Annotated in this window: 18 protein-coding genes; 8 read left to right on the top strand and 10 right to left on the bottom strand. The window is 61.5% G+C overall.

From position 1 onward, the window contains the following. The first annotated feature begins 19 nt into the window (after positions 1-19). The 5 genes from lon (at position 20) to cmoB (ending at position 5421) form a co-directional block, all read left to right on the top strand. The gene (gene lon, locus AC07S6_RS22320) at positions 20-2440 is read left to right on the top strand and encodes an endopeptidase La (RefSeq protein WP_105225874.1); all 2421 of its coding nucleotides are present in this window, start codon (positions 20-22) and stop codon (positions 2438-2440) included. A gap of 200 nt (positions 2441-2640) precedes the next feature. Then, entirely contained in the window at positions 2641-3030 is a 390-nt protein-coding gene (locus AC07S6_RS22315; protein WP_014717082.1) for a protease inhibitor I42 family protein, read from the top strand. A gap of 1 nt (position 3031) precedes the next feature. After that, entirely contained in the window at positions 3032-3688 is a 657-nt protein-coding gene (locus AC07S6_RS22310; protein WP_089041323.1) for a lysoplasmalogenase, read from the top strand. Between the two features lie 36 nt (positions 3689-3724). After that, positions 3725-4468: a carboxy-S-adenosyl-L-methionine synthase CmoA gene (gene cmoA / locus AC07S6_RS22305; protein WP_014717080.1), complete on the top strand. Its 744-nt coding sequence runs from the start codon at positions 3725-3727 to the stop codon at positions 4466-4468. Further along, positions 4465-5421, top strand: a complete 957-nt coding sequence (gene cmoB / locus AC07S6_RS22300; RefSeq protein ID WP_314548217.1) for a tRNA 5-methoxyuridine(34)/uridine 5-oxyacetic acid(34) synthase CmoB — start codon at positions 4465-4467, stop codon at positions 5419-5421. Before cmoA ends, cmoB begins: the two co-directional genes overlap by 4 nt. 117 nt (positions 5422-5538) lie before the next feature. Here cmoB and tadA read toward each other — a convergent pair whose 3' ends face one another. The 10 genes from tadA to lptF form a co-directional block, all read right to left on the bottom strand. Then, a complete protein-coding gene (tadA, locus tag AC07S6_RS22295) occupies positions 5539-6030 on the bottom strand; it encodes a tRNA adenosine(34) deaminase TadA (protein WP_034128654.1) in 492 nt (163 codons plus the stop codon). Continuing rightward, positions 6030-7412: a multicopper oxidase family protein gene (locus AC07S6_RS22290; protein ID WP_495113066.1), complete on the bottom strand. Its 1383-nt coding sequence runs from the start codon at positions 7410-7412 to the stop codon at positions 6030-6032. The genes tadA and AC07S6_RS22290 overlap by 1 nt, the downstream gene beginning before the upstream one ends. A 225-nt stretch (positions 7413-7637) precedes the next feature. Then, positions 7638-8381, bottom strand: a complete 744-nt coding sequence (pdxJ, locus tag AC07S6_RS22285) for a pyridoxine 5'-phosphate synthase (RefSeq protein WP_054921124.1) — start codon at positions 8379-8381, stop codon at positions 7638-7640. A gap of 51 nt (positions 8382-8432) precedes the next feature. Next, a complete protein-coding gene (gene recO, locus AC07S6_RS22280; protein ID WP_490614184.1) occupies positions 8433-9122 on the bottom strand; it encodes a DNA repair protein RecO in 690 nt (229 codons plus the stop codon). Positions 9123-9316: 194 nt separating this feature from the next. Beyond that, positions 9317-10219, bottom strand: a complete 903-nt coding sequence (era, locus tag AC07S6_RS22275; RefSeq protein WP_005785147.1) for a GTPase Era — start codon at positions 10217-10219, stop codon at positions 9317-9319. Beyond that, positions 10212-10901: a ribonuclease III gene (gene rnc, locus AC07S6_RS22270; RefSeq protein ID WP_003188856.1), complete on the bottom strand. Its 690-nt coding sequence runs from the start codon at positions 10899-10901 to the stop codon at positions 10212-10214. Before rnc ends, era begins: the two co-directional genes overlap by 8 nt. Positions 10902-11045: 144 nt before the next feature. After that, complete coding sequence (lepB, locus tag AC07S6_RS22265; protein ID WP_003188855.1) at positions 11046-11900, bottom strand: signal peptidase I; 855 nt, start codon at positions 11898-11900, stop codon at positions 11046-11048. A gap of 5 nt (positions 11901-11905) precedes the next feature. Further along, a complete protein-coding gene (gene lepA, locus AC07S6_RS22260) occupies positions 11906-13705 on the bottom strand; it encodes a translation elongation factor 4 (RefSeq protein WP_003188853.1) in 1800 nt (599 codons plus the stop codon). Positions 13706-13927: 222 nt separating this feature from the next. Next, on the bottom strand, positions 13928-15007 hold the full coding sequence (gene lptG, locus AC07S6_RS22255) for an LPS export ABC transporter permease LptG (protein ID WP_003188851.1): 1080 nt from the start codon (positions 15005-15007) through the stop codon (positions 13928-13930). Next, positions 15000-16118 carry an LPS export ABC transporter permease LptF gene (lptF, locus tag AC07S6_RS22250; RefSeq protein ID WP_034128657.1) on the bottom strand — a complete coding sequence of 373 codons (1119 nt, stop codon included), beginning with the start codon at positions 16116-16118 and terminating at the stop codon, positions 15000-15002. Before lptF ends, lptG begins: the two co-directional genes overlap by 8 nt. Before the next feature lie 284 nt (positions 16119-16402). Between lptF and AC07S6_RS22245 the strand changes: the two genes are divergently transcribed. The 3 genes from AC07S6_RS22245 to AC07S6_RS22235 all read left to right on the top strand — a co-directional run bounded on the left by AC07S6_RS22245 (position 16403) and on the right by AC07S6_RS22235 (position 18778). Continuing rightward, positions 16403-17893, top strand: a complete 1491-nt coding sequence (locus tag AC07S6_RS22245) for a leucyl aminopeptidase (protein ID WP_495113065.1) — start codon at positions 16403-16405, stop codon at positions 17891-17893. A gap of 74 nt (positions 17894-17967) precedes the next feature. Beyond that, a complete protein-coding gene (locus AC07S6_RS22240) occupies positions 17968-18396 on the top strand; it encodes a DNA polymerase III subunit chi (protein WP_054921121.1) in 429 nt (142 codons plus the stop codon). 7 nt (positions 18397-18403) lie between these two features. After that, on the top strand, positions 18404-18778 hold the full coding sequence (locus tag AC07S6_RS22235; RefSeq protein ID WP_003188844.1) for a hypothetical protein: 375 nt from the start codon (positions 18404-18406) through the stop codon (positions 18776-18778). Positions 18779-18856 lie beyond the last annotated feature (78 nt).

The raw sequence follows: 18856 nt of genomic DNA, 5'->3' as shown, positions 1-18856 counted from the left end.
TTACTGATGCAGGTGCCCCATGAGCGACCAGCAAGAATTTCCAGATTACGACCTCAACGATTACGCCGACCCCGAAAACGCTGAAGCCCCCTCGTCCAATACTGGCTTGGCCCTGCCTGGGCAAAACCTGCCGGACAAGGTCTACATCATCCCGATCCACAACCGGCCGTTTTTCCCGGCCCAAGTGTTGCCGGTGATCGTCAATGAAGAACCCTGGGCCGAAACCCTGGAGCTGGTGAGCAAATCCGACCACCACTCCCTTGCGCTGTTTTTCATGGACACGCCGCCCGAAGACCCACGGCACTTCGACACCTCCGCCCTGCCGCTGTACGGCACCCTGGTGAAGGTGCACCACGCCAGCCGCGAGAACGGCAAGCTGCAGTTCGTCGCCCAGGGCCTGACCCGCGTGCGCATCAAGACCTGGCTCAAGCACCACCGCCCACCTTACCTGGTGGAAGTCGAATACCCGCACCAGCCCAGCGAGCCGACCGATGAGGTCAAGGCCTACGGCATGGCGCTGATCAATGCGATCAAGGAACTGCTGCCCCTCAACCCGCTGTACAGCGAAGAGTTGAAGAACTACCTCAACCGCTTCAGCCCCAACGACCCGTCGCCGCTCACCGACTTTGCCGCGGCACTCACCTCGGCGACAGGTAATGAGCTGCAGGAAGTGCTGGACTGTGTGCCCATGCTCAAGCGCATGGAAAAAGTGCTGCCGATGCTGCGCAAAGAGGTAGAAGTCGCGCGTCTGCAAAAAGAACTCTCCGCCGAAGTGAACCGCAAGATCGGCGAGCACCAGCGTGAGTTCTTCCTCAAGGAACAACTCAAGGTCATCCAGCAGGAGCTGGGCCTGACCAAGGACGATCGCAGCGCCGACGTCGAACAGTTCGAACAGCGCCTGCAAGGCAAAGTGCTGCCGGCGCAAGCGAAAAAACGCATTGATGAAGAACTGAACAAACTGTCGATCCTGGAAACCGGTTCGCCGGAATACGCCGTCACGCGCAACTACCTGGACTGGGCCACCTCGGTGCCGTGGGGCGTGTACGGTGAAGACAAACTCGACCTCAAGCACGCGCGCAAAGTGCTCGACAAGCACCATGCGGGCCTGGATGACATCAAGAGCCGCATCCTCGAATTCCTCGCCGTGGGCGCCTACAAAGGCGAAGTCGCCGGCTCCATCGTATTGCTGGTAGGCCCGCCGGGCGTGGGCAAGACGAGTGTGGGCAAGTCCATCGCCGAATCCCTGGGGCGGCCGTTCTATCGCTTCAGTGTCGGCGGCATGCGCGACGAGGCCGAGATCAAGGGCCACCGGCGCACCTACATCGGCGCCCTGCCCGGCAAGCTGGTGCAGGCGCTGAAAGACGTGGAAGTGATGAACCCGGTGATTATGCTCGACGAGATCGACAAGATGGGCCAGAGCTTCCAGGGCGACCCGGCGTCGGCGCTGCTGGAAACCCTGGACCCGGAGCAGAACGTCGAATTCCTCGACCACTACCTGGACCTGCGCCTGGACCTGTCCAAAGTGCTGTTCGTGTGCACCGCCAACACCCTGGACTCAATCCCCGGTCCGTTGCTGGACCGCATGGAAGTGATTCGCCTGTCGGGCTATATCACCGAAGAAAAAGTCGCCATCGCCAAGCGCCACTTGTGGCCCAAGCAGTTGGAAAAAGCCGGCGTGGCCAAAAACAGCCTGACCATCACCGACGGTGCCTTGCGCGCCTTGATCGACGGTTATGCGCGAGAGGCCGGCGTGCGTCAGTTGGAGAAACAGCTAGGCAAGCTGGTGCGCAAGGCGGTGGTAAAACTGCTGGATGAGCCTGACTCGGTGATCAAGATCGGCAACAAGGACCTGGAAAGCTCCCTGGGCATGCCGGTATTCCGTAATGAGCAAGTGCTGTCCGGCACCGGCGTGATTACCGGCCTGGCGTGGACCAGCATGGGCGGCGCCACCTTGCCGATCGAAGCGACGCGCATCCACACGCTCAACCGCGGCTTCAAGCTCACCGGGCAGTTGGGTGAAGTGATGAAAGAGTCCGCCGAAATCGCCTACAGCTACATCAGTTCCAACCTGAAGTCGTTTGGCGGCGATGCGAAGTTCTTCGACGAAGCCTTCGTGCACTTGCACGTGCCGGAAGGCGCCACGCCGAAAGACGGCCCGAGCGCCGGCGTGACCATGGCCAGTGCGTTGCTGTCCCTGGCCCGCAACCAACCGCCGAAAAAAGGCGTGGCGATGACCGGCGAACTGACCTTGACCGGGCATGTACTGCCGATTGGCGGGGTGCGCGAGAAGGTGATTGCGGCGCGGCGCCAGAAGATTCACGAGTTGATCTTGCCGGAGCCCAACCGTGGCAGCTTTGAAGAGTTGCCGGACTATTTGAAGGAAGGGATGACGGTGCACTTTGCCAAGCGGTTTGCGGATGTGGCGAAGGTGCTCTTCTGATAGATCTCTAGCGCCTGGACTGGCCCTATCGCGGGCAAGCCCGGCTCCCACAGGGATCGGCGTTGTTGATGACAACGCGGGTCAAATGTGGGAGCGGGCTTGCCCGCGATGGCGCCATCCGCCATACCTCACGCCCTCTTGTCACACCTTGTCTCATCTTCGGTTATGCTCCCCCTTCGTCGTGTATTAACGGAGCCTTCATGACCGCTGCCCGCCTGTTTCTCCCCTTGAGCCTTGCCCTGCTGGCCGCATGCGCCAGTGCCCCCAAGCAAAACGTCAGCGTGGACAACCAGAGCGCCTGCCCGCTCCAGCTTAAAAACGGGCAAAACCTGATCCTCACCCTGCCCAGCAACCCCACCACCGGTTACCGCTGGGCCATCCAGGACTCCGCGGGCGGCGTGTTGCGCGCCTTGAGCCCCGAGGTCTACAGCAGCACCGAGTCCGGCGTGATCGGCGGGGGCGGCCAGTCCACCTGGCGCTTCCAGGCGTTTGCCGCAGGGCAAGGGCGTTTGCGCCTGACATCCCAGCAACCTTGGGAGCCGGAGGCCGAACCTGTCGAAACCTTTGACTGCGCCATTACGGTGAACTGATATGCCATGGCTGATCCTTGCCTTGATGGGCGCCGGCACCTTTGTCTATGGCCTGGCGACCCATGCGACGCTGCTGTGCCTGCTGGTCAAGCCACTGCCGGTGCTGGCGCTGCTGGGTTGGCTGCATGACGCGCCGCCCACCGAGTATCGACGCTGGATCAGCCTGGGGTTGATTTTTTCCCTGGTGGGCGACGTGTTGCTCGCCTGGCCAGGCGACCTGTTTATCTTTGGCCTGGGCGCGTTTCTGTTCGCGCACCTGGCCTATCTCAAAGCTTATTTCAGTGACTGTCGGCGCTTGGCGCTGCTGCCGCTGGTGCTGGCCCTCGGCATAGGCGCAATCTTGCTGAGCATCCTGATCTCCCACGGCCTCGGTGAACTGCTGATACCGGTGGTGGTTTACGCGCTGGTGATCAGCGCCATGCTCTGGCGTGCGTTGGCGCGACTGGGCAGCGAGGTGCCCAAGCGTTCAGCGTGGCTGGCGGCGGCGGGTGCGGTGTCGTTTGTGGTTTCCGACGCGCTGATCGGCATCAATCGGTTTGTGCTGGCGTTCGAGGCAGCGCCGTATTTGCTGATCGCCACTTACTGGCTCGGGCAGTGGGGCATCACCGCCTCGGCTTTCCATCAGACAACCCGCGCATCCGAGGGCCAACTTGGCTAAAATGCCGGCCTTTCCCCCACCGTCGCCGGAACAGCCGTGAGCAAAGAACCCGATCGCCTATTCGCCCAGCCCCTGCCCCAGGTGCCGGACTTCGCCTTTAACGAGGATGTGGTGCGGGTGTTCCCGGACATGATCAAGCGCTCGGTGCCGGGCTACCCCACCATCGTCGAGAACCTCGGCGTGCTGGCCGCGCAATTTGCCCAACCGGGTAGCGTGCTGTATGACCTGGGCTCTTCCCTGGGCGCCGTGACCCAAGCCCTGCGTCGCCATGTACGCACCGAGGGTTGCCGGGTGATCGCCGTGGATAACTCCGCCGCGATGGTCGAGCGCTGCCGCGAATACCTCAATGGCCAGGACTCGATGTTCCAGGAGTTGCTGCCGGTGGAGGTGATCGAGGGCGACATCCTCGCCCTGCAATTCAAGCCCGCCTCGGTGGTGGCCCTGAACTTCACCCTGCAATTTATCGCCCCCCAGGAGCGCCTGGCGTTGCTGGGGCGCATTCGCCAGGCGCTGCTGCCGGGCGGGGCGTTGATCCTCTCGGAAAAGCTGCGCTTCAACGATGTTGAAGAGCACGCGCTGCTGACCGACCTGCATATCGCCTTCAAACGCGCCAACGGCTACAGCGAACTGGAAATCGCCCAGAAGCGCAGCGCCATCGAAAACGTCATGAAGCCCGACAGCCTCGAAGAACACCGCGAACGCCTGCTGGCGGCCGGGTTCTCGAAAGTCGTGCCGTGGTTCCAGTGTCTTAACTTTGCCTCGTTGATTGCCTTGCCATGATTGATTTGTCCCCCCTCGCCCGCCATCTGGTCGGCACTCCCCTGGCCGTGTGGGCCCAGGGCCTGCAAGCGCAGCTCGATAGCAAGATGGAAAAAGGCCATGGCGACCTGGAGCGCTGGCAGAGCGCCTTGGATGCACTGCCGAAGATCCAGCCCAACAGCGTAGATTTGCTCAACGGCCTGGTGCTGGACACCGATTGCGACAACGCCACCCGCGAACAGATGCACACGGCGCTGATGGGCCTGAGCCCCTGGCGCAAAGGCCCGTTCCATCTGTTCGGCGTGCATGTGGACACCGAGTGGCGTTCGGACTGGAAGTGGTCGCGGGTGGCGCCGCACCTGGACCTCAAAGGCAAGCGCATCCTCGACGTGGGCTGCGGCAACGGCTACTACATGTGGCGCATGCTCGGCGCCGGGGCCGACAGCGTGATTGGCGTGGACCCCAACTGGCTGTTCTTCTGCCAGTTCCAGGCGGTGCAACGCTACTTGTCCGAGCCCAAGGCCTGGCACCTGCCGTTCCCGTTCGAAGACTTGCCGGCGAACCTGGAAGGCTTTGACACGGTATTTTCCATGGGCGTGTTCTACCACCGCCGCTCGCCGATCGAGCATCTACTGGCGTTGAAGGACACCCTGGTCAAGGGCGGCGAGTTGGTGTTGGAAACATTGGTGGTGGAAGGCGACCAACAACAAGTGCTGGTGCCAGAAGACCGTTACGCCCAGATGCGCAACGTGTGGTTCCTGCCGTCGGTGCCGGCGTTGATGCTGTGGCTGCGCCGGGCCGGGTTCAGCGACGTGCGGTGCGTGGATGTGAGCGTGACCACGGTTGAGGAGCAGCGTGGAACGCAGTGGATGAAGTATCAGTCGCTGAGTGATTTCCTGGACCCTGAGGATCACAGCAAGACCATTGAAGGGCTGCCGGCGCCAATGCGGGCGGTGATCATCGCGCGCAAATGACACCACTATGATCGTTCCCACGCTCTGCGTGGGAATGCCTCTTGTGACGCTCTACGTCACGCTTTGGGACGCAGAGCGTCCTGTGCTGCGTTCCCACGCAGAGCGTGGGAACGATCATCACGGTTTAGCTCGTCGGGCTTTGAAGAACTCGCTCAGGACAGCCCCACACTCCTCGGCCAATACCCCGCCCTCAAACAACACCCGATGGTTTAGAAAACCCTGGGTAAAAAACTGCCCCTGGCTTTGCACGATGCCCGCCTTCGGCTCCAACGCGCCATACACCACCCGCGCAACCCGCGAATGCACGATCAAACCCGCGCACATGCTGCACGGTTCCAGCGTCACGTACAGCGTGCTGCCCACCAGCCGATAGTTGCTGATTGCCTGAGCAGCGGCGCGGATCGCGACCATTTCGGCATGGGCACTGGGGTCGTTGCCACTGATGGGGCAGTTGAAGCCGCGGCCGATGATTTCACCGTCCTGCACCAGCACCGCACCCACCGGCACTTCGCCCAATGCAGCGCCTTGGGCGGCGAGCGCCAGGGCTTCGCGCATAAAGTCCTGGTCGCGGCTGCGGTCGATAATCGCGGCGGGACGAATCTGGCGCATCACGCCACCTCGATGGCGGCCATCAGGCCGGTTTCCATGTGGTCGATCACATGGCAATGGAACATCCACACCCCTGGGTTATCCGCCACCAAGGCCACGCGGGCGCGTTCGTTCTTGCCCAGCAGGTAGGTGTCGGTGAAATACGGGATCACCTTGTGGCGGTTGGACGCAAGCACCTTGAAGCTCATCCCGTGCAGGTGGATCGGGTGCTGGTATTGGGTCATGTTCTTCAATTCGAAAATGTAGCTCTTGCCCTTCTCCAGCTTGGCAATCGGGCGGTCGGCACAGGTCTTGTCGGTGATGTCCCAGGCCTGGCCGTTGATCTGCCACAGGCTCGGCGGCTTGCCGTTTTCGACGTTGACCGACACTGAGCCGACCCATTCGAAATTGAAGTTGAGTTTCTCGGCATTGGCCAGGTCTGGCTCGGCAACCGGGTTGGCCGGCAATGCCGGTGGCCATGCGGTAGGCGCGTCGGTATTGGCGACAGAGCGGAAGGTGCCAAGGCGCACCGGGCCGTTGCGCAGCGACAGTTCTTCGCCCGCCGGTGGCGCCTTGATCGCCAGGCAAATGCGCATGCCCGGGCCCAGCCAATATTCCTTGCCCAACGGGCGCGGCTCGATGGGGTTGCCGTCCAACGCGTAGATCTGCGCTTCGACGCCAGGAATATTGAGGCGATAAGTCAGGGTGTTGTCGAGGTTGAGCAGGCGCACGCGGGTGATTTGCCCAGCCGGCAGGTCGATGACCGCCTGGGGCACCCCATTGATGCTCGACAGGCGCCCGGCCGTGCCGCCACGCGCCGCTTCACGGGGGATGCTGAACTCGACAAACGCGCCCTCTTCGTCGATGTGCCAGTTCTTCAGGCTCAAGGTGCGTTCGTACTTGAAACCGGTGGGTTCGCGCTCTTCCACGATCAACGGGCCGACCAGGCCACGGCCGAGTTCTTCGCTGCTGCTCACGTGAGGGTGATACCAGTAGCTGCCGGCATCGGGTACGCGGAATTTATAGTCGAAGTATTCGCCAGGCAGCACCGGCAATTGCGAGACGTAGGGCACGCCGTCCATTTCCAGCGGCAGGCGGATGCCGTGCCAGTGGATGGTAGTGGCGACTGGCAGATGGTTGATAAAGCGCACCCGCAGCCATTCGCCTTGGCGCACCCGCAACTCGGTGCCCGGCGCCGATGGGCCGAACGCCCAGGCCTGGGTCTTGTGCCCCGGCACCAACTCTACGTCCAGAGGCGCGGCGATCAGCTCGTAATCGTGCCCCGCCTCGGACTCAGCGACTTTCCCCAGCCAGTAGCGGTAGCCACCGCCGGCACCGACGCCTACTACGGCCAGGCCAGCAAGACCACCCAGGATTTGTCGACGGGAAAAGGATCGGGACACAACAACCTCGCGTATCTGCCGCAGGCCAAGGGCCCGCAAAGGGCTGATACGATACACCTGCGTCGGCTAAACAGTAAGGCTTCGCATTGCCGCATGCCAAAAACGCCGACGACTCATCATGTGGGAGCTGGCTTGCCTGCGATTGCAGTGGGCCAGCTACGAATGCGTCAACTGACACTCCGCTATCGCAGGCAAGCCAGCTCCCACAATGATCTTCATTGTTTATCAGTGCTTGGCAGCGGCCAGAATCAGGGCTTTCATCTCGGCCACGGCGCCTTTGAAACCGACGAAAAGCGCGTGCGCGACCAGCGCATGGCCGATGTTCAGTTCGTTGATGCCCTTGATCGCAGCCACGGCTTCGACGTTGTGGTAATGCAAGCCATGGCCGGCATTGACGATCAAGCCTTCGTTGAGCCCGCAGTTCACGCCGTCGATGATGCGTTGCAGTTCGTCGGCCACTTCGGTCGGCGTGGTGGCATCGGCATAACGGCCAGTGTGCAACTCGATCGCCGGGGCGCCAACACGGCGGGAGGCTTCGATCTGGCGTTCGTCGGCGTCGATAAACAGCGAGACTTCGCTGCCGATCCGCGACAGGCGCTCCACCGCGGCCTTGATCCGCGCTTCCTGGCCGGCGACGTCGAGGCCGCCTTCGGTGGTCAGCTCCTGGCGAGTTTCCGGTACCAGGCAGATATGCGCCGGGCGAATGCGCTCGGCGAACGTCATCATTTCTTCGGTGACGCCCATTTCGAAGTTCATGCGGGTTTGCAGCACGTCCTTGAGCAGCAGCACATCGCGCTCCTGGATGTGACGGCGGTCTTCGCGCAGGTGCACGGTGATGCCGTCGGCGCCCGCTTCTTCGGCGTCCAGCGCGGCCTTGACCGGGTCAGGGTAACGGGTGCCCCGGGCCTGGCGCAGGGTGGCGACGTGGTCGATGTTGACGCCAAGAAGAATGCGATTGCTGGTGGTCACGGAAGCGCTCCTGAAAAGGGAAAGAATCGGTGCACAGCATACACGGGGATGTCAGGGCTTTCGAAACAACTCGCGACTGACCAGCGGCCGCCCGCCCAGGTGCACGGCCAGGGCCTGGCGCATCAGGCGCTTGGCGGCGGACAGCGCACCGGGAGCGTGCCAGTCGGCTTCACTCATGGCCAGCAGTTCGGTGCCCTGAAACAGGCCGGGCTGCAGCAGGTACACGCGCTCAAGCCCCGCATCGACTTGCAGGCGATACATGCCATCGGCGGCGATGGGCTCTCCGTGCAAGTCGTTGGCCAGTTCGAAGCCGTAGCCAAGGTCGTCGAGCAAACGCCATTCGAAAGCGCGCAGCAGCGGTTCCAGCGGACGGCCTTCAGCGAGGGCCAGCAAGGTGGCAGCGTAGTGATCAAAGACTGCCGGGTGCGGGTCTTCGGCGGGCAGCAGGCGAATCAGCAGCTCATTGAGGTAAAGGCCGCTGAACAGCGCATCGCCATTCAGCCAGGCCGAGGTGCCAACGCTTTCCAGGCGGCCGACGTTTTTCAGCTCGCCCTTGCCGCGAAACTCCACGTCCAGCGCCACGAACGGCCGCGCCAAGGTGCCCGCCTTGCCCCGCGCGCTGCGCAATACCGCGCGCAGGCGGCCTTGGGGCGTGAGGAAGTCCACCAGCGCACTGGTTTCGCGGTAGGCGCGGCTGTGCAGGACGTAGGCGGGTTGGCTGGGGGTTGGGGATTGCGACATGAGACGGGGAATCTCTAAAGAAGGAGAGCGCTTGTGTGGCGAGGGAGCTTGCTCCCGCTGGGCTGCGAAGCAGCCCCTCTAGCAGCCACCGAGTTATACCTGAAAAACCTCGTCGACCTTGTTGGGGCCGCTCCGCGGCCCAGCGGGAGCAAGCTCCCTCGCCACAGCAAGCCTGCCAGTCACTGTGCAACCCGTTACAGGTCGCCGTAGCCCAGGGAGCGCAACGCACGCTCATCATCGGACCAGCCACCCTTCACCTTCACCCACAGGTTGAGCATGATCTTGGAGTCGAACAGCAACTCCATATCTTTGCGCGCTTCGGTGCCGATGCGCTTGATACGCTCGCCCTTGTCGCCAATGATGATTTTCTTCTGGCCGTCACGTTCGACGAGGATCAGCGCATGGATATGCAAGGTCTTGCCCTGCTGCTTGAACTCTTCGATTTCGACGGTGATCTGGTACGGCAGCTCGGCGCCCATCTGGCGCATGATTTTCTCACGCACCAGTTCAGCGGCAAGGAAACGGCTGCTGCGGTCGGTGATCTGGTCTTCCGGGAAGAAGTGCTCGTTTTCCGGCAGGTAACCGGCGATCACGCGCTCCAGGGCTTCGAGGTTGTGGCCGTGCTGGGCTGAGATCGGCATGATCTGGGCGTTCGGCAGTTGCTCCTGCAACCAGGTCAGGTGCGGCATCAGCTCGGCTTTGTCTTCGATACGGTCGGTCTTGTTCAGCGCGACGATCAACGGGCCGGTCACGTATTGCACACGCTCGAGGACCATCTGGTCTTCGTCGGTCCACTTGGTGCGGTCGACCACGAAGATCACCACGTCGACGTCTTTCAACGCGGCCGAGGCGGTCTTGTTCATGTAGCGGTTCAGGGCTTTCTCGCCACCTTTGTGCATGCCAGGGGTATCGACATACACCGCTTGCACGTTGCCTTCGGTCTTGATGCCCAGCATGTTGTGGCGGGTGGTCTGGGGCTTGCGCGAGGTGATCGCGAGCTTCTGGCCGAGGATGTGGTTGAGCAGCGTGGACTTGCCCACGTTCGGGCGGCCGACGATGGCAACATAGCCACAGCGTGTTGCGGTTGAATCAGTCATGGCCATTCTCCACGCCCAGGGCAATCAGTGCTGCAGCGGCCGCTACCTGTTCGGCAATACGACGGCTCACACCCTGACCTCGGCTTTTTTCGTTCAATAAAGTGATTTCACATTCCACGAAGAACACCCGGCAATGGGGCTCGCCCTGGATATCCACCACTTCGTAGCGTGGCAGTTCGCAACCGCGGGACTGCAGGTACTCTTGCAGGCGGGTCTTGGGATCCTTGTTGGTATCTACCAGCGTCAGGCTTTCGATTTCCGAGGCCAGCCAGGCGACAACGCGCTCCTTGGCCGTCTCCATGCCTGCATCGAGGTAGATCGCACCGATCAAGGCTTCCAGGGCATCAGCCAGGATTGACTCGCGACGGAAACCGCCGCTTTTCAACTCACCGGAACCCAGCCGCAGGTACTCGCCCAGGCCAAAGCCTCGGGCGAGCACGGCCAGGGTCTCGCCTTTCACAAGGCGTGCGCGCAGGCGCGACAGCTGGCCTTCTCGCGCTTGGGGGAAGCGCTCGAACAGCGCCTCACCGGCGGCGAAATTGAGGATAGCGTCACCGAGGAATTCCAGGCGCTCGTTATTGCGCCCTGCAAAGCTGCGGTGTGTGAGGGCAAGGACCATCAATTCCTGGTCCTTGAAGGTGTAGCCGAGCTGACGCTCGAGACGACTTAGAGAAACGGTCACGGTTTATCCATATCTAGTTGATGGCACCGGCGGCCATCGACGATTGACGCAGTGTTCAAATTCAAATCCTGATGGGTACCGGGCATCGGAAAATGTCCAAGCCCCAGAAAAGCATTCGGCGCTGTGTTCACAGCGCCGCTTGTATTACTTGATCAGCCCGACCCGCGAGAAGTTCGGCAGGTGGCTGAGCTTGGGTTCCGGCCAACTCATCCAGACCGCGAAGGCTTTGCCGACAATGTTCTCGTCCGGCACCATGCCCAGCAGATCCTTGGGAATGTTGGGGTCATCCCAGTAGCGGCTGTCGTTGGAGTTGTCGCGGTTGTCGCCCATCATGAAGTAGTGCCCGGCAGGCACTTTCCACTGGCCATCCGGCATCGCGCGGTAGCGGCTCATTTCCTTGCGGATTTGGTGCTCCACCGCGCCGAGTTTTTCCTGGTACAGCTCGGCGCTGCCCAAGGTATTCGGCTCGGCGCCCAGCAGCTTCTCGGCCACCGACTCACCGTTGATGAACAGGCGCTTGTCGCTGGTGTAGCGCACCACGTCGCCCGGCAGGCCGACCACACGTTTGATGTAGTTGACGTTCGGGTCGCTTGGGTAGCGGAACACCATCACATCACCGCGCTGCGGGTCACCCACGGGGATGACTTTCTTGTCGATCACCGGCAGGCGAATGCCGTAGGAAAACTTGTTCACCAGGATGAAGTCGCCCACATCCAGGGTCGGTTTCATCGACCCCGAAGGGATCTGGAACGGCTCTACCAGAAACGAGCGCAACACCAGCACGATGAACAACACCGGGAAGAACGACTTGCCGTACTCAACCAGCAAGGGCTCTTTGTTCAGCTTCTCGACCACCACCGCATCGGGCTGGCTGACGCTGCCCTGATAGGAAGCGATGGCCGCCCGACGACGCGGGGCGAAGAACACCAGATCGAGCAACGCCAGGAGACCACAGACGGCAACGGCAATGACCAGCAACAGCGGGAAATTTAGTGACATAGGACCTAACTATCCAACCTGAGCACCGCAAGGAAGGCTTCTTGTGGAACTTCCACGTTGCCTACTTGCTTCATGCGTTTTTTACCGGCCTTTTGCTTCTCAAGCAGTTTGCGCTTACGGCTTACGTCACCGCCGTAGCATTTGGCCAGTACGTTCTTTCTGAGAGCCTTGACGGAAGTCCGTGCAATGATCTGCCCGCCGATGGCGGCCTGGATCGCGACGTCGAACATCTGGCGCGGAATCAGTTCTTTCATCTTCTCGGTCAGTTGGCGACCTTTGTAATGCGCGTTGTCCTTGTGCACGATCAGTGCCAGGGCATCTACCTTGTCGCCGTTGATCAGCACATCCAGTTTCACCAGATTAGCCGATTGGTAACGATCGAAATGGTAGTCCAGCGAAGCATAGCCGCGACTGGTGGACTTGAGACGGTCGAAGAAGTCCAGGACCACTTCGTTCATCGGCATATCGTAGGTCACTTGTACCTGAGTACCGAGGAACAGCATGTCGCGCTGCACACCACGCTTTTCGATACACAGTGTAATGACGTTGCCCAAGTGTTCCTGCGGTACCAGGATATTGGCCCGCACGATCGGCTCGCGCATGTCTTCGATGGCCGACAGGTCCGGAAGCTTGGAGGGGTTGTCGACGTAAATCGTTTCACCGGTTTTGAGCAGCAACTCAAAAATAACGGTTGGCGCGGTGGTGATCAGGTCCAGGTCGTATTCGCGCTCAAGGCGCTCCTGGATGATCTCCATGTGCAGCATGCCCAGGAACCCGCAACGGAAGCCGAAGCCCAGGGCGTCGGAGCTTTCCGGGGTGTACTGCAACGACGAGTCGTTGAGGGTCAGTTTTTGCAGGGCTTCGCGGAAATCTTCGAAGTCATCGGAGCTGACCGGGAACAGGCCGGCGTAGACCTGTGGCTGGATGCGCTTGAAGCCGGGCAGCACGTCGACGTCTGGCGTGGAGCTCAAGGTCAGGGTGTCACCTACTGGCGCACCATGAATGTCCTTGATGCCGGCGATGATGAAGCCTACTTCACCGGCTTTCAGATCAACGGTAGCGGTGTGCTTGGGGTTGAATACACCGACGCTGTCCACCAGGTGGATCTTGCCGGTGGACTTGACCAGGATCTTGTCGCCCTTCTTCACACGGCCATGGCGCACGCGCACCAGGGACACAACGCCCAGGTAGTTGTCGAACCAGGAGTCGATGATCAACGCTTGCAGCGGATCTTCGTAGTTGCCGGTCGGCGCGGGAATGGTGTGCACCAGGCGTTCGAGCACTTCGTCGACACCCAGGCCGGTCTTGGCGCTGCAGGTGACGGCGTCGGTGGCATCGATGCCGATGATCTTCTCGATCTCTTCCTTGACGCGCTCAGGCTCGGCCTGGGGCAGGTCGATCTTGTTGAGCACGGGCATGACTTCCAGGCCCTGCTCGATCGCGGTGTAGCAGTTGGCAACCGACTGCGCCTCGACGCCCTGGCCGGCATCGACCACCAGCAACGCACCTTCACAGGCCGCCAGCGAACGGCTGACTTCGTAGGTGAAGTCAACGTGGCCAGGGGTGTCAATGAAGTTCAGTTGGTAAGTGATGCCGTCTTTGGCCTTGTAGTACAGCGTGACGCTGTGGGCCTTGATGGTGATCCCGCGCTCGCGTTCGAGGTCCATGGAATCCAGTACCTGGGCTTCCATTTCACGCTCGGCAAGGCCGCCGCACATCTGGATAAATCGATCGGCCAGCGTCGACTTGCCATGGTCAATGTGGGCGATGATGGAGAAATTGCGGATATGACTCAAATCACTCACGGATCAACACTCAAAAAGGCTGCAGGCAGATTGCCCGCTGAAAAATAGCCGGGAATTGTACCTGATGCTCAGGCCAGACGTCATCTTTGCTGACCAATACAAAAAAGCCCCACTTTAATGGGGCTTAAGACTGTAGGAGCGAGCTTGCTCGCGAAAATCGCCAACGATAACGCGCTTATTCTGGATAAACGCGGCGTTTCGCAGACTTTTGCGAGCGCGGCTTCAACCCGCCCGGCGCAGCAGCCAGAACCCAGCCACGGCACAGATGGCCGTAGGCACCAGCACCGCAAACAGCGGCGAGAAGCCGAATACCAGGCTCGACGGCCCAAGCAAGTCCTGGGCGATGCGGAAGGTGAAGCCCACCAGCACGCCGGTAAATACCCGTTGGCCCAGGGTCACGGAGCGCAATGGCCCGAAAATGAAGGAGATCGCCATCAACACCAAGGCGGCGGTAACCACCGGCTGCAAGACTTTCACCCAGAACGCCAGCCAGTAGCGGCCATTGTTCAAACCCTGCTCCTTGAGGTAGTGGATATAGCTCCACAAACCGGAGATCGGCAGGGCTTCCGGCACCATGACCACGGTATTGAGCAATTCCGGCTTGAGGGCGATATCCCACTGTTCGGTCGGCACGTTGACCACTTCGGTGCTGGACTGGGTGCCCTGGCCCACGTTACGGAAGTGCGTGGTGGTGACGTCGCTCAGTTGCCATTGCTCGCCACTGTACTGCGCGCGCTTGGCGAAGCTGGACGACAGCATGTGCCGTTCTTTGTCGAAGGTGTAGCGGGTCACCCCGATCAACAGGCCACCCGGCTGCACGGCGTTGATGTGAATGAACTCGTCACCTTGGCGGTGCCACAGGCCATGCTTGGCGCTTTGCGCATCGCCCGAACCCTGGGCCAGGGCGCGATTGGCCTGGGCGGTGGCTTCGGCCGGTGGCGCGACGTACTCACCGATCAGCACGCTGCACGCCATCAGCAGCAGCATCGGCTTCATCACCGCCCAGACGATACGGCCGATAGACACCCCGGCGGCGCGCATGATGGTCAGCTCGCTGTTGCTGGCCAGGGTACCCAGGCCGATCAGGCAACCAATCAGCGCGGCCATTGGCATCATGTCGTAGAGACGACGCGGCGCGGTCAGTGCGACGTAGCTCAGCACGTCCGTGACTGTGTAAGTGTCAGTAACGTTGCCCACTTCATCAATGAAGGCGAACAACAAGGCCAGGCCGAGGATGATGCCCAGTACCGCAAGGATGGCGATCAGTACGCTAATGCCGATGTAGCGATCAAGCTTAGCCACGGGCCAACTCCTTCAGGCCACGACGGCTCTTCATTTTCAAACGGATAGGTTCCCAGTAGAGCAGCCCCAGGCCGATCATCAGGAAAACCCCGTGCACCCACCACAGGCCCAGGGCCGGCGGCAACTTGCCCTTCTCCAGGGAACCACGGGCGGAAATCAGGATGGTCAGGTAGGCCATGTACAACAGGATCGCCGGCAGCAACTTGAGGAAGCGCCCCTGGCGCGGGTTGACGCGTGACAGCGGCACGGCCATCAGGGTCACGATAAACACCAGCAGCGGCAGGGACAGGCGCCATTGCAACTCGGCGATGGAGCGCAACTCCGGGCTGCCGAAGAGCGATGAGGTGGGCAGTGCGTCGCGGTCGGTGACCTCGTCACTGATCTCGGCCTTGGGCAGCATGACGCCGTAGGTGTCGTACTTGATCGCCCGATAATCCGCCAGGCCAGGGCTGCCGTCGTAGCGGTAGCCGTTTTCCAGGATCAGGTAGCGATTGCCATCGGGACGGATTTCCTGGCGCCCGCTGTCGGCCACCAGAATCGAAATACCCCGATCCTTCTGGTTCTGACCGAGGTTCTTCTGGGAGATGAACACGCCGCCAAGGTTGGAGCGGTCGTCGGTCATGGTTTCGGTGTAGGTCACCCGCGAACCGTCGCTGAGCGACTGGAAGCGACCGGGCTCGAGGGTGTCGAACTCAGTCATCGCATCCTGCTTGTTCAGCAGCAGTTGGAACTGCATAGCCCCCTGGGGCGCCAGGCTCATGCTCAACCAGGCCACCACCAGGGCAACGCCGGCGGCAGGCACCATGGTCATGGCCAGCAGGCGCTGCTGGCTCATGCCGGTGGCCGACAGCACGGTCATCTCGCTTTCCAGGTACAGCCGGCCATAGGCCAGCAATATGCCGAGAAACAGGCCAAGCGGCAGGATCAACTGCAGCATGCCGGGCATCCGGTAGCCCATGATCAGGAACAGTGAGCCCGGATCCAGGGCGCCAGCGGCGGCTTGGGCCAGGAACTTGACGAAACGACCACTCATGATGATGACCAGCAACACCGCACTCACGGCACTCAGGGTCAACAGGACTTCGCGGGACAGATAACGGAAGACAATCAAACCAGACACTCCAGGGTTGTCAGGCTAAGGCGGCCAAACAAGCAAGCATACCGAGTCGACCCGTTTACCACGGGCCGGCTAAAAAGATGGCGCATTATCCTGTGATTGACCGCGCCTGTCACGGAGCTTACTCATGCGCACGCACAAAGCGTGCGCCAAGGGTTGTCAGGCTCCGCTGGCGAGGTTCAAACTGCGGCCTTTGTCGCTGGCGGTTTACAACGCTGCCGAGCTTTAAAGCCGGAGTACAAGCTCCCGGCTCACAGACCTTGATAAGGGACCCGAAAATGGAATTGGTTGTAAAAAGCGTTAGCCCCGAAACGTTGAAAACCGCCACCCTCGTGGTCGCTGTCGGCGAAGGCCGCACACTCGGCGTCGCCGCCAAGCAACTGGACGAACTGAGCGGCGGCGCTATCAGCGCAGTGCTCAAGCGCGGTGACGTGGCCGGCAAGGTCGGTCAGAGCCTGTTGCTGCAGAGCCTGCCCAACCTTAAAGCCGAGCGCGTTTTGCTGGTGGGCGTGGGCAAGGATGCCGAACTGGGCGACCGTCCGTTTCGCAAGATCGTCAGCGGCCTCCTCACCACCCTCAAGGGCCTGGGCGGCAGCGATGCGGTGCTGGCACTCGATGAAATCGTGGTCAAGGGCCGCGACAGCTACGGCAAGACCCGCCTGCTGGCCGAGTCGCTGGTGGACGGCGGCTATATTTTCGACCAGTTCAAGAGCCAGAAAACCGAACCCCGCGCCCTGAAGAAAATCACCCTGCTGACCATCAAGGCTGCCCAGGCTGAAGTCCAGCGCGCCGTCACCCACGCCCAGGCCATCGCCAACGGCATGTCGTTCACTCGCGACCTGGGCAACCTGCCGCCGAACATCTGCCACCCGACGTTCCTGGGCGAACAGGCCAAGGCACTGGGCAAAGAGTTCAAGGGCCTGAAGGTTGAAGTGCTGGACGAGAAGAAGATCAAGGACCTGGGCATGGGCTCGTTCTATGCCGTGGGCCAGGGCAGCGACCAGCCGCCACGCCTGATCGTGATGCAATACAACGGCGGCAAGAAGTCCGAGAAGCCTTACGCCCTGGTAGGTAAAGGCATCACCTTCGATACCGGCGGCATCAGCCTCAAGCCGGGCGCCGGCATGGACGAGATGAAGTACGACATGGGCGGCGCCGCCAGCGTGTTCGGCACCCTGCGTGCCGTGCTGGAACTCAAGCTGCCGATCAACCTGGTGTGCATCCTGGCCTGTGCCGAGAACATGCCGAGCGGCGGCGCGGCTCGCCCGGGCGATATCGTCACCACCATGAGCGGCCAGACCGTGGAGATCCTCAACACCGACGCCGAGGGCCGTCTGGTGCTGTGCGACGCCCTGACCTACGCCGAGCGCTTCAAGCCCCAGGCCGTGATCGACATCGCTACCCTGACCGGTGCCTGCGTAGTCGCCCTGGGCGCCCACACTTCGGGCCTGCTGGGCAACAACGACGAACTGATCGAGCAACTGCTCAGCGCCGGCAAGGCCGCCGACGACCGCGCCTGGCAACTGCCGCTGTTCGATGAGTACCAGGAACAGCTCGACAGCCCGTTCGCCGACATCGCCAACATCGGTGGCCCGAAAGCCGGCACCATCACGGCGGCCTGCTTCCTGTCGCGCTTTGCCAAGAACTTCAACTGGGCTCACCTGGACATCGCCGGCACGGCCTGGACCAGCGGCGGCAAGGACAAGGGCGCCACTGGCCGTCCGGTGCCCCTGTTGACCCAATACCTGCTGGATCGCGCCAAGGCTTAAGCGGCCCCTGCGCCTCTCTGTAGGAGCGAGCTTGCTCCTACAGAGGGGCCATCAGGCCAACCCCAGGATTTTCAATGCCCCAAGTCGACTTCTATATATTGCCCAGCGCCGATCCCCTCGCGCGCCTGGACTTCGCCTGCAAACTCACCGAAAAAGCCTGGCGTATGGGCCATCGCATCTACCTGCACTGCAGCGATGCCGCCCAACGTGACGAACTTGATGCCCGTCTGTGGCGCTTCAAGGGCGAAAGCTTCGTGCCCCACGGCCACGCCGAATCCGAACCTGAAAGCCTGGTTGTGCTGGGCTTGGGGGATAATTGCGGCGATCACAGTGATTTGCTGGTCAACCTCGACCTGAAAGTACCGGCCTTTGCCCAAGCGTTCGCCCGTGTGGCGGAAGTGGTAGTGGAGGACCCGGCTATTCGTCAGGCCGCGCGGGAGAGTTTCCGTTTCTACCGTGAACAGGGCTATCCTCTGCAAGATCACCGGCTACAACGACTTTGAGTACATGATGGACACTCCAAACCCGCTGAAAAAAGACGACCACCTGCTGGATGACCTGGAGTCGATCCGTCAGTTGCTGGGTGATGACAACCTGCAACCGCCGCTGCTGACCGAGACGGCCGATGGCGAGGTACAGATCCCGCTGCTGTTCGACATGGTCGGCGGCAAGCCTGCCGCGCCGGCACCTGTGGTTGCTGAACCCGCCCCAGCCGCCGAAAAAGCCCCCGATGCCCTGCTGCTGCACCTGGACAACGAACTGCGCGCCGCCGCGCAATTGATCATGCAGGATGTGATCGACGACTTTGCGCCGCATATCGAAGCCGAGATCAAGCGTCGGATGGATGCGCGGATGGAGCGGTTGCTCAGCCAATACCAGAACTGAAAGTCCCCCCCATCCTTGTGGGAGCTGGCTTGCCTGCGATGGCGGCGCATCAGTCGCCGAAGATGCTGACTGAAACAC

This window comes from Pseudomonas sp. GW821-FHT07B01 (assembly GCF_059419065.1).
The sequence above is the reverse complement of the archived record's forward strand: the minus strand, read 5'-3'. Positions and strand labels throughout refer to the sequence as shown.

Coding starts and splice junctions, on each gene's coding strand:
- AC07S6_RS22235 (WP_003188844.1), top strand. CDS start 18,404: ATGGACACTCCAAACCCGCTGAAAAAAGACGACCACCTGCTGGATGAC.
- lon (WP_105225874.1), top strand. CDS start 20: ATGAGCGACCAGCAAGAATTTCCAGATTACGACCTCAACGATTACGCC.
- cmoB (WP_314548217.1), top strand. CDS start 4,465: ATGATTGATTTGTCCCCCCTCGCCCGCCATCTGGTCGGCACTCCCCTG.
- lepB (WP_003188855.1), bottom strand. CDS start 11,900: ATGTCACTAAATTTCCCGCTGTTGCTGGTCATTGCCGTTGCCGTCTGT.
- AC07S6_RS22310 (WP_089041323.1), top strand. CDS start 3,032: ATGCCATGGCTGATCCTTGCCTTGATGGGCGCCGGCACCTTTGTCTAT.
- AC07S6_RS22240 (WP_054921121.1), top strand. CDS start 17,968: ATGCCCCAAGTCGACTTCTATATATTGCCCAGCGCCGATCCCCTCGCG.
- tadA (WP_034128654.1), bottom strand. CDS start 6,030: ATGCGCCAGATTCGTCCCGCCGCGATTATCGACCGCAGCCGCGACCAG.
- AC07S6_RS22315 (WP_014717082.1), top strand. CDS start 2,641: ATGACCGCTGCCCGCCTGTTTCTCCCCTTGAGCCTTGCCCTGCTGGCC.
- AC07S6_RS22245 (WP_495113065.1), top strand. CDS start 16,403: ATGGAATTGGTTGTAAAAAGCGTTAGCCCCGAAACGTTGAAAACCGCC.
- recO (WP_490614184.1), bottom strand. CDS start 9,122: ATGTCGCAATCCCCAACCCCCAGCCAACCCGCCTACGTCCTGCACAGC.
- era (WP_005785147.1), bottom strand. CDS start 10,219: ATGACTGATTCAACCGCAACACGCTGTGGCTATGTTGCCATCGTCGGC.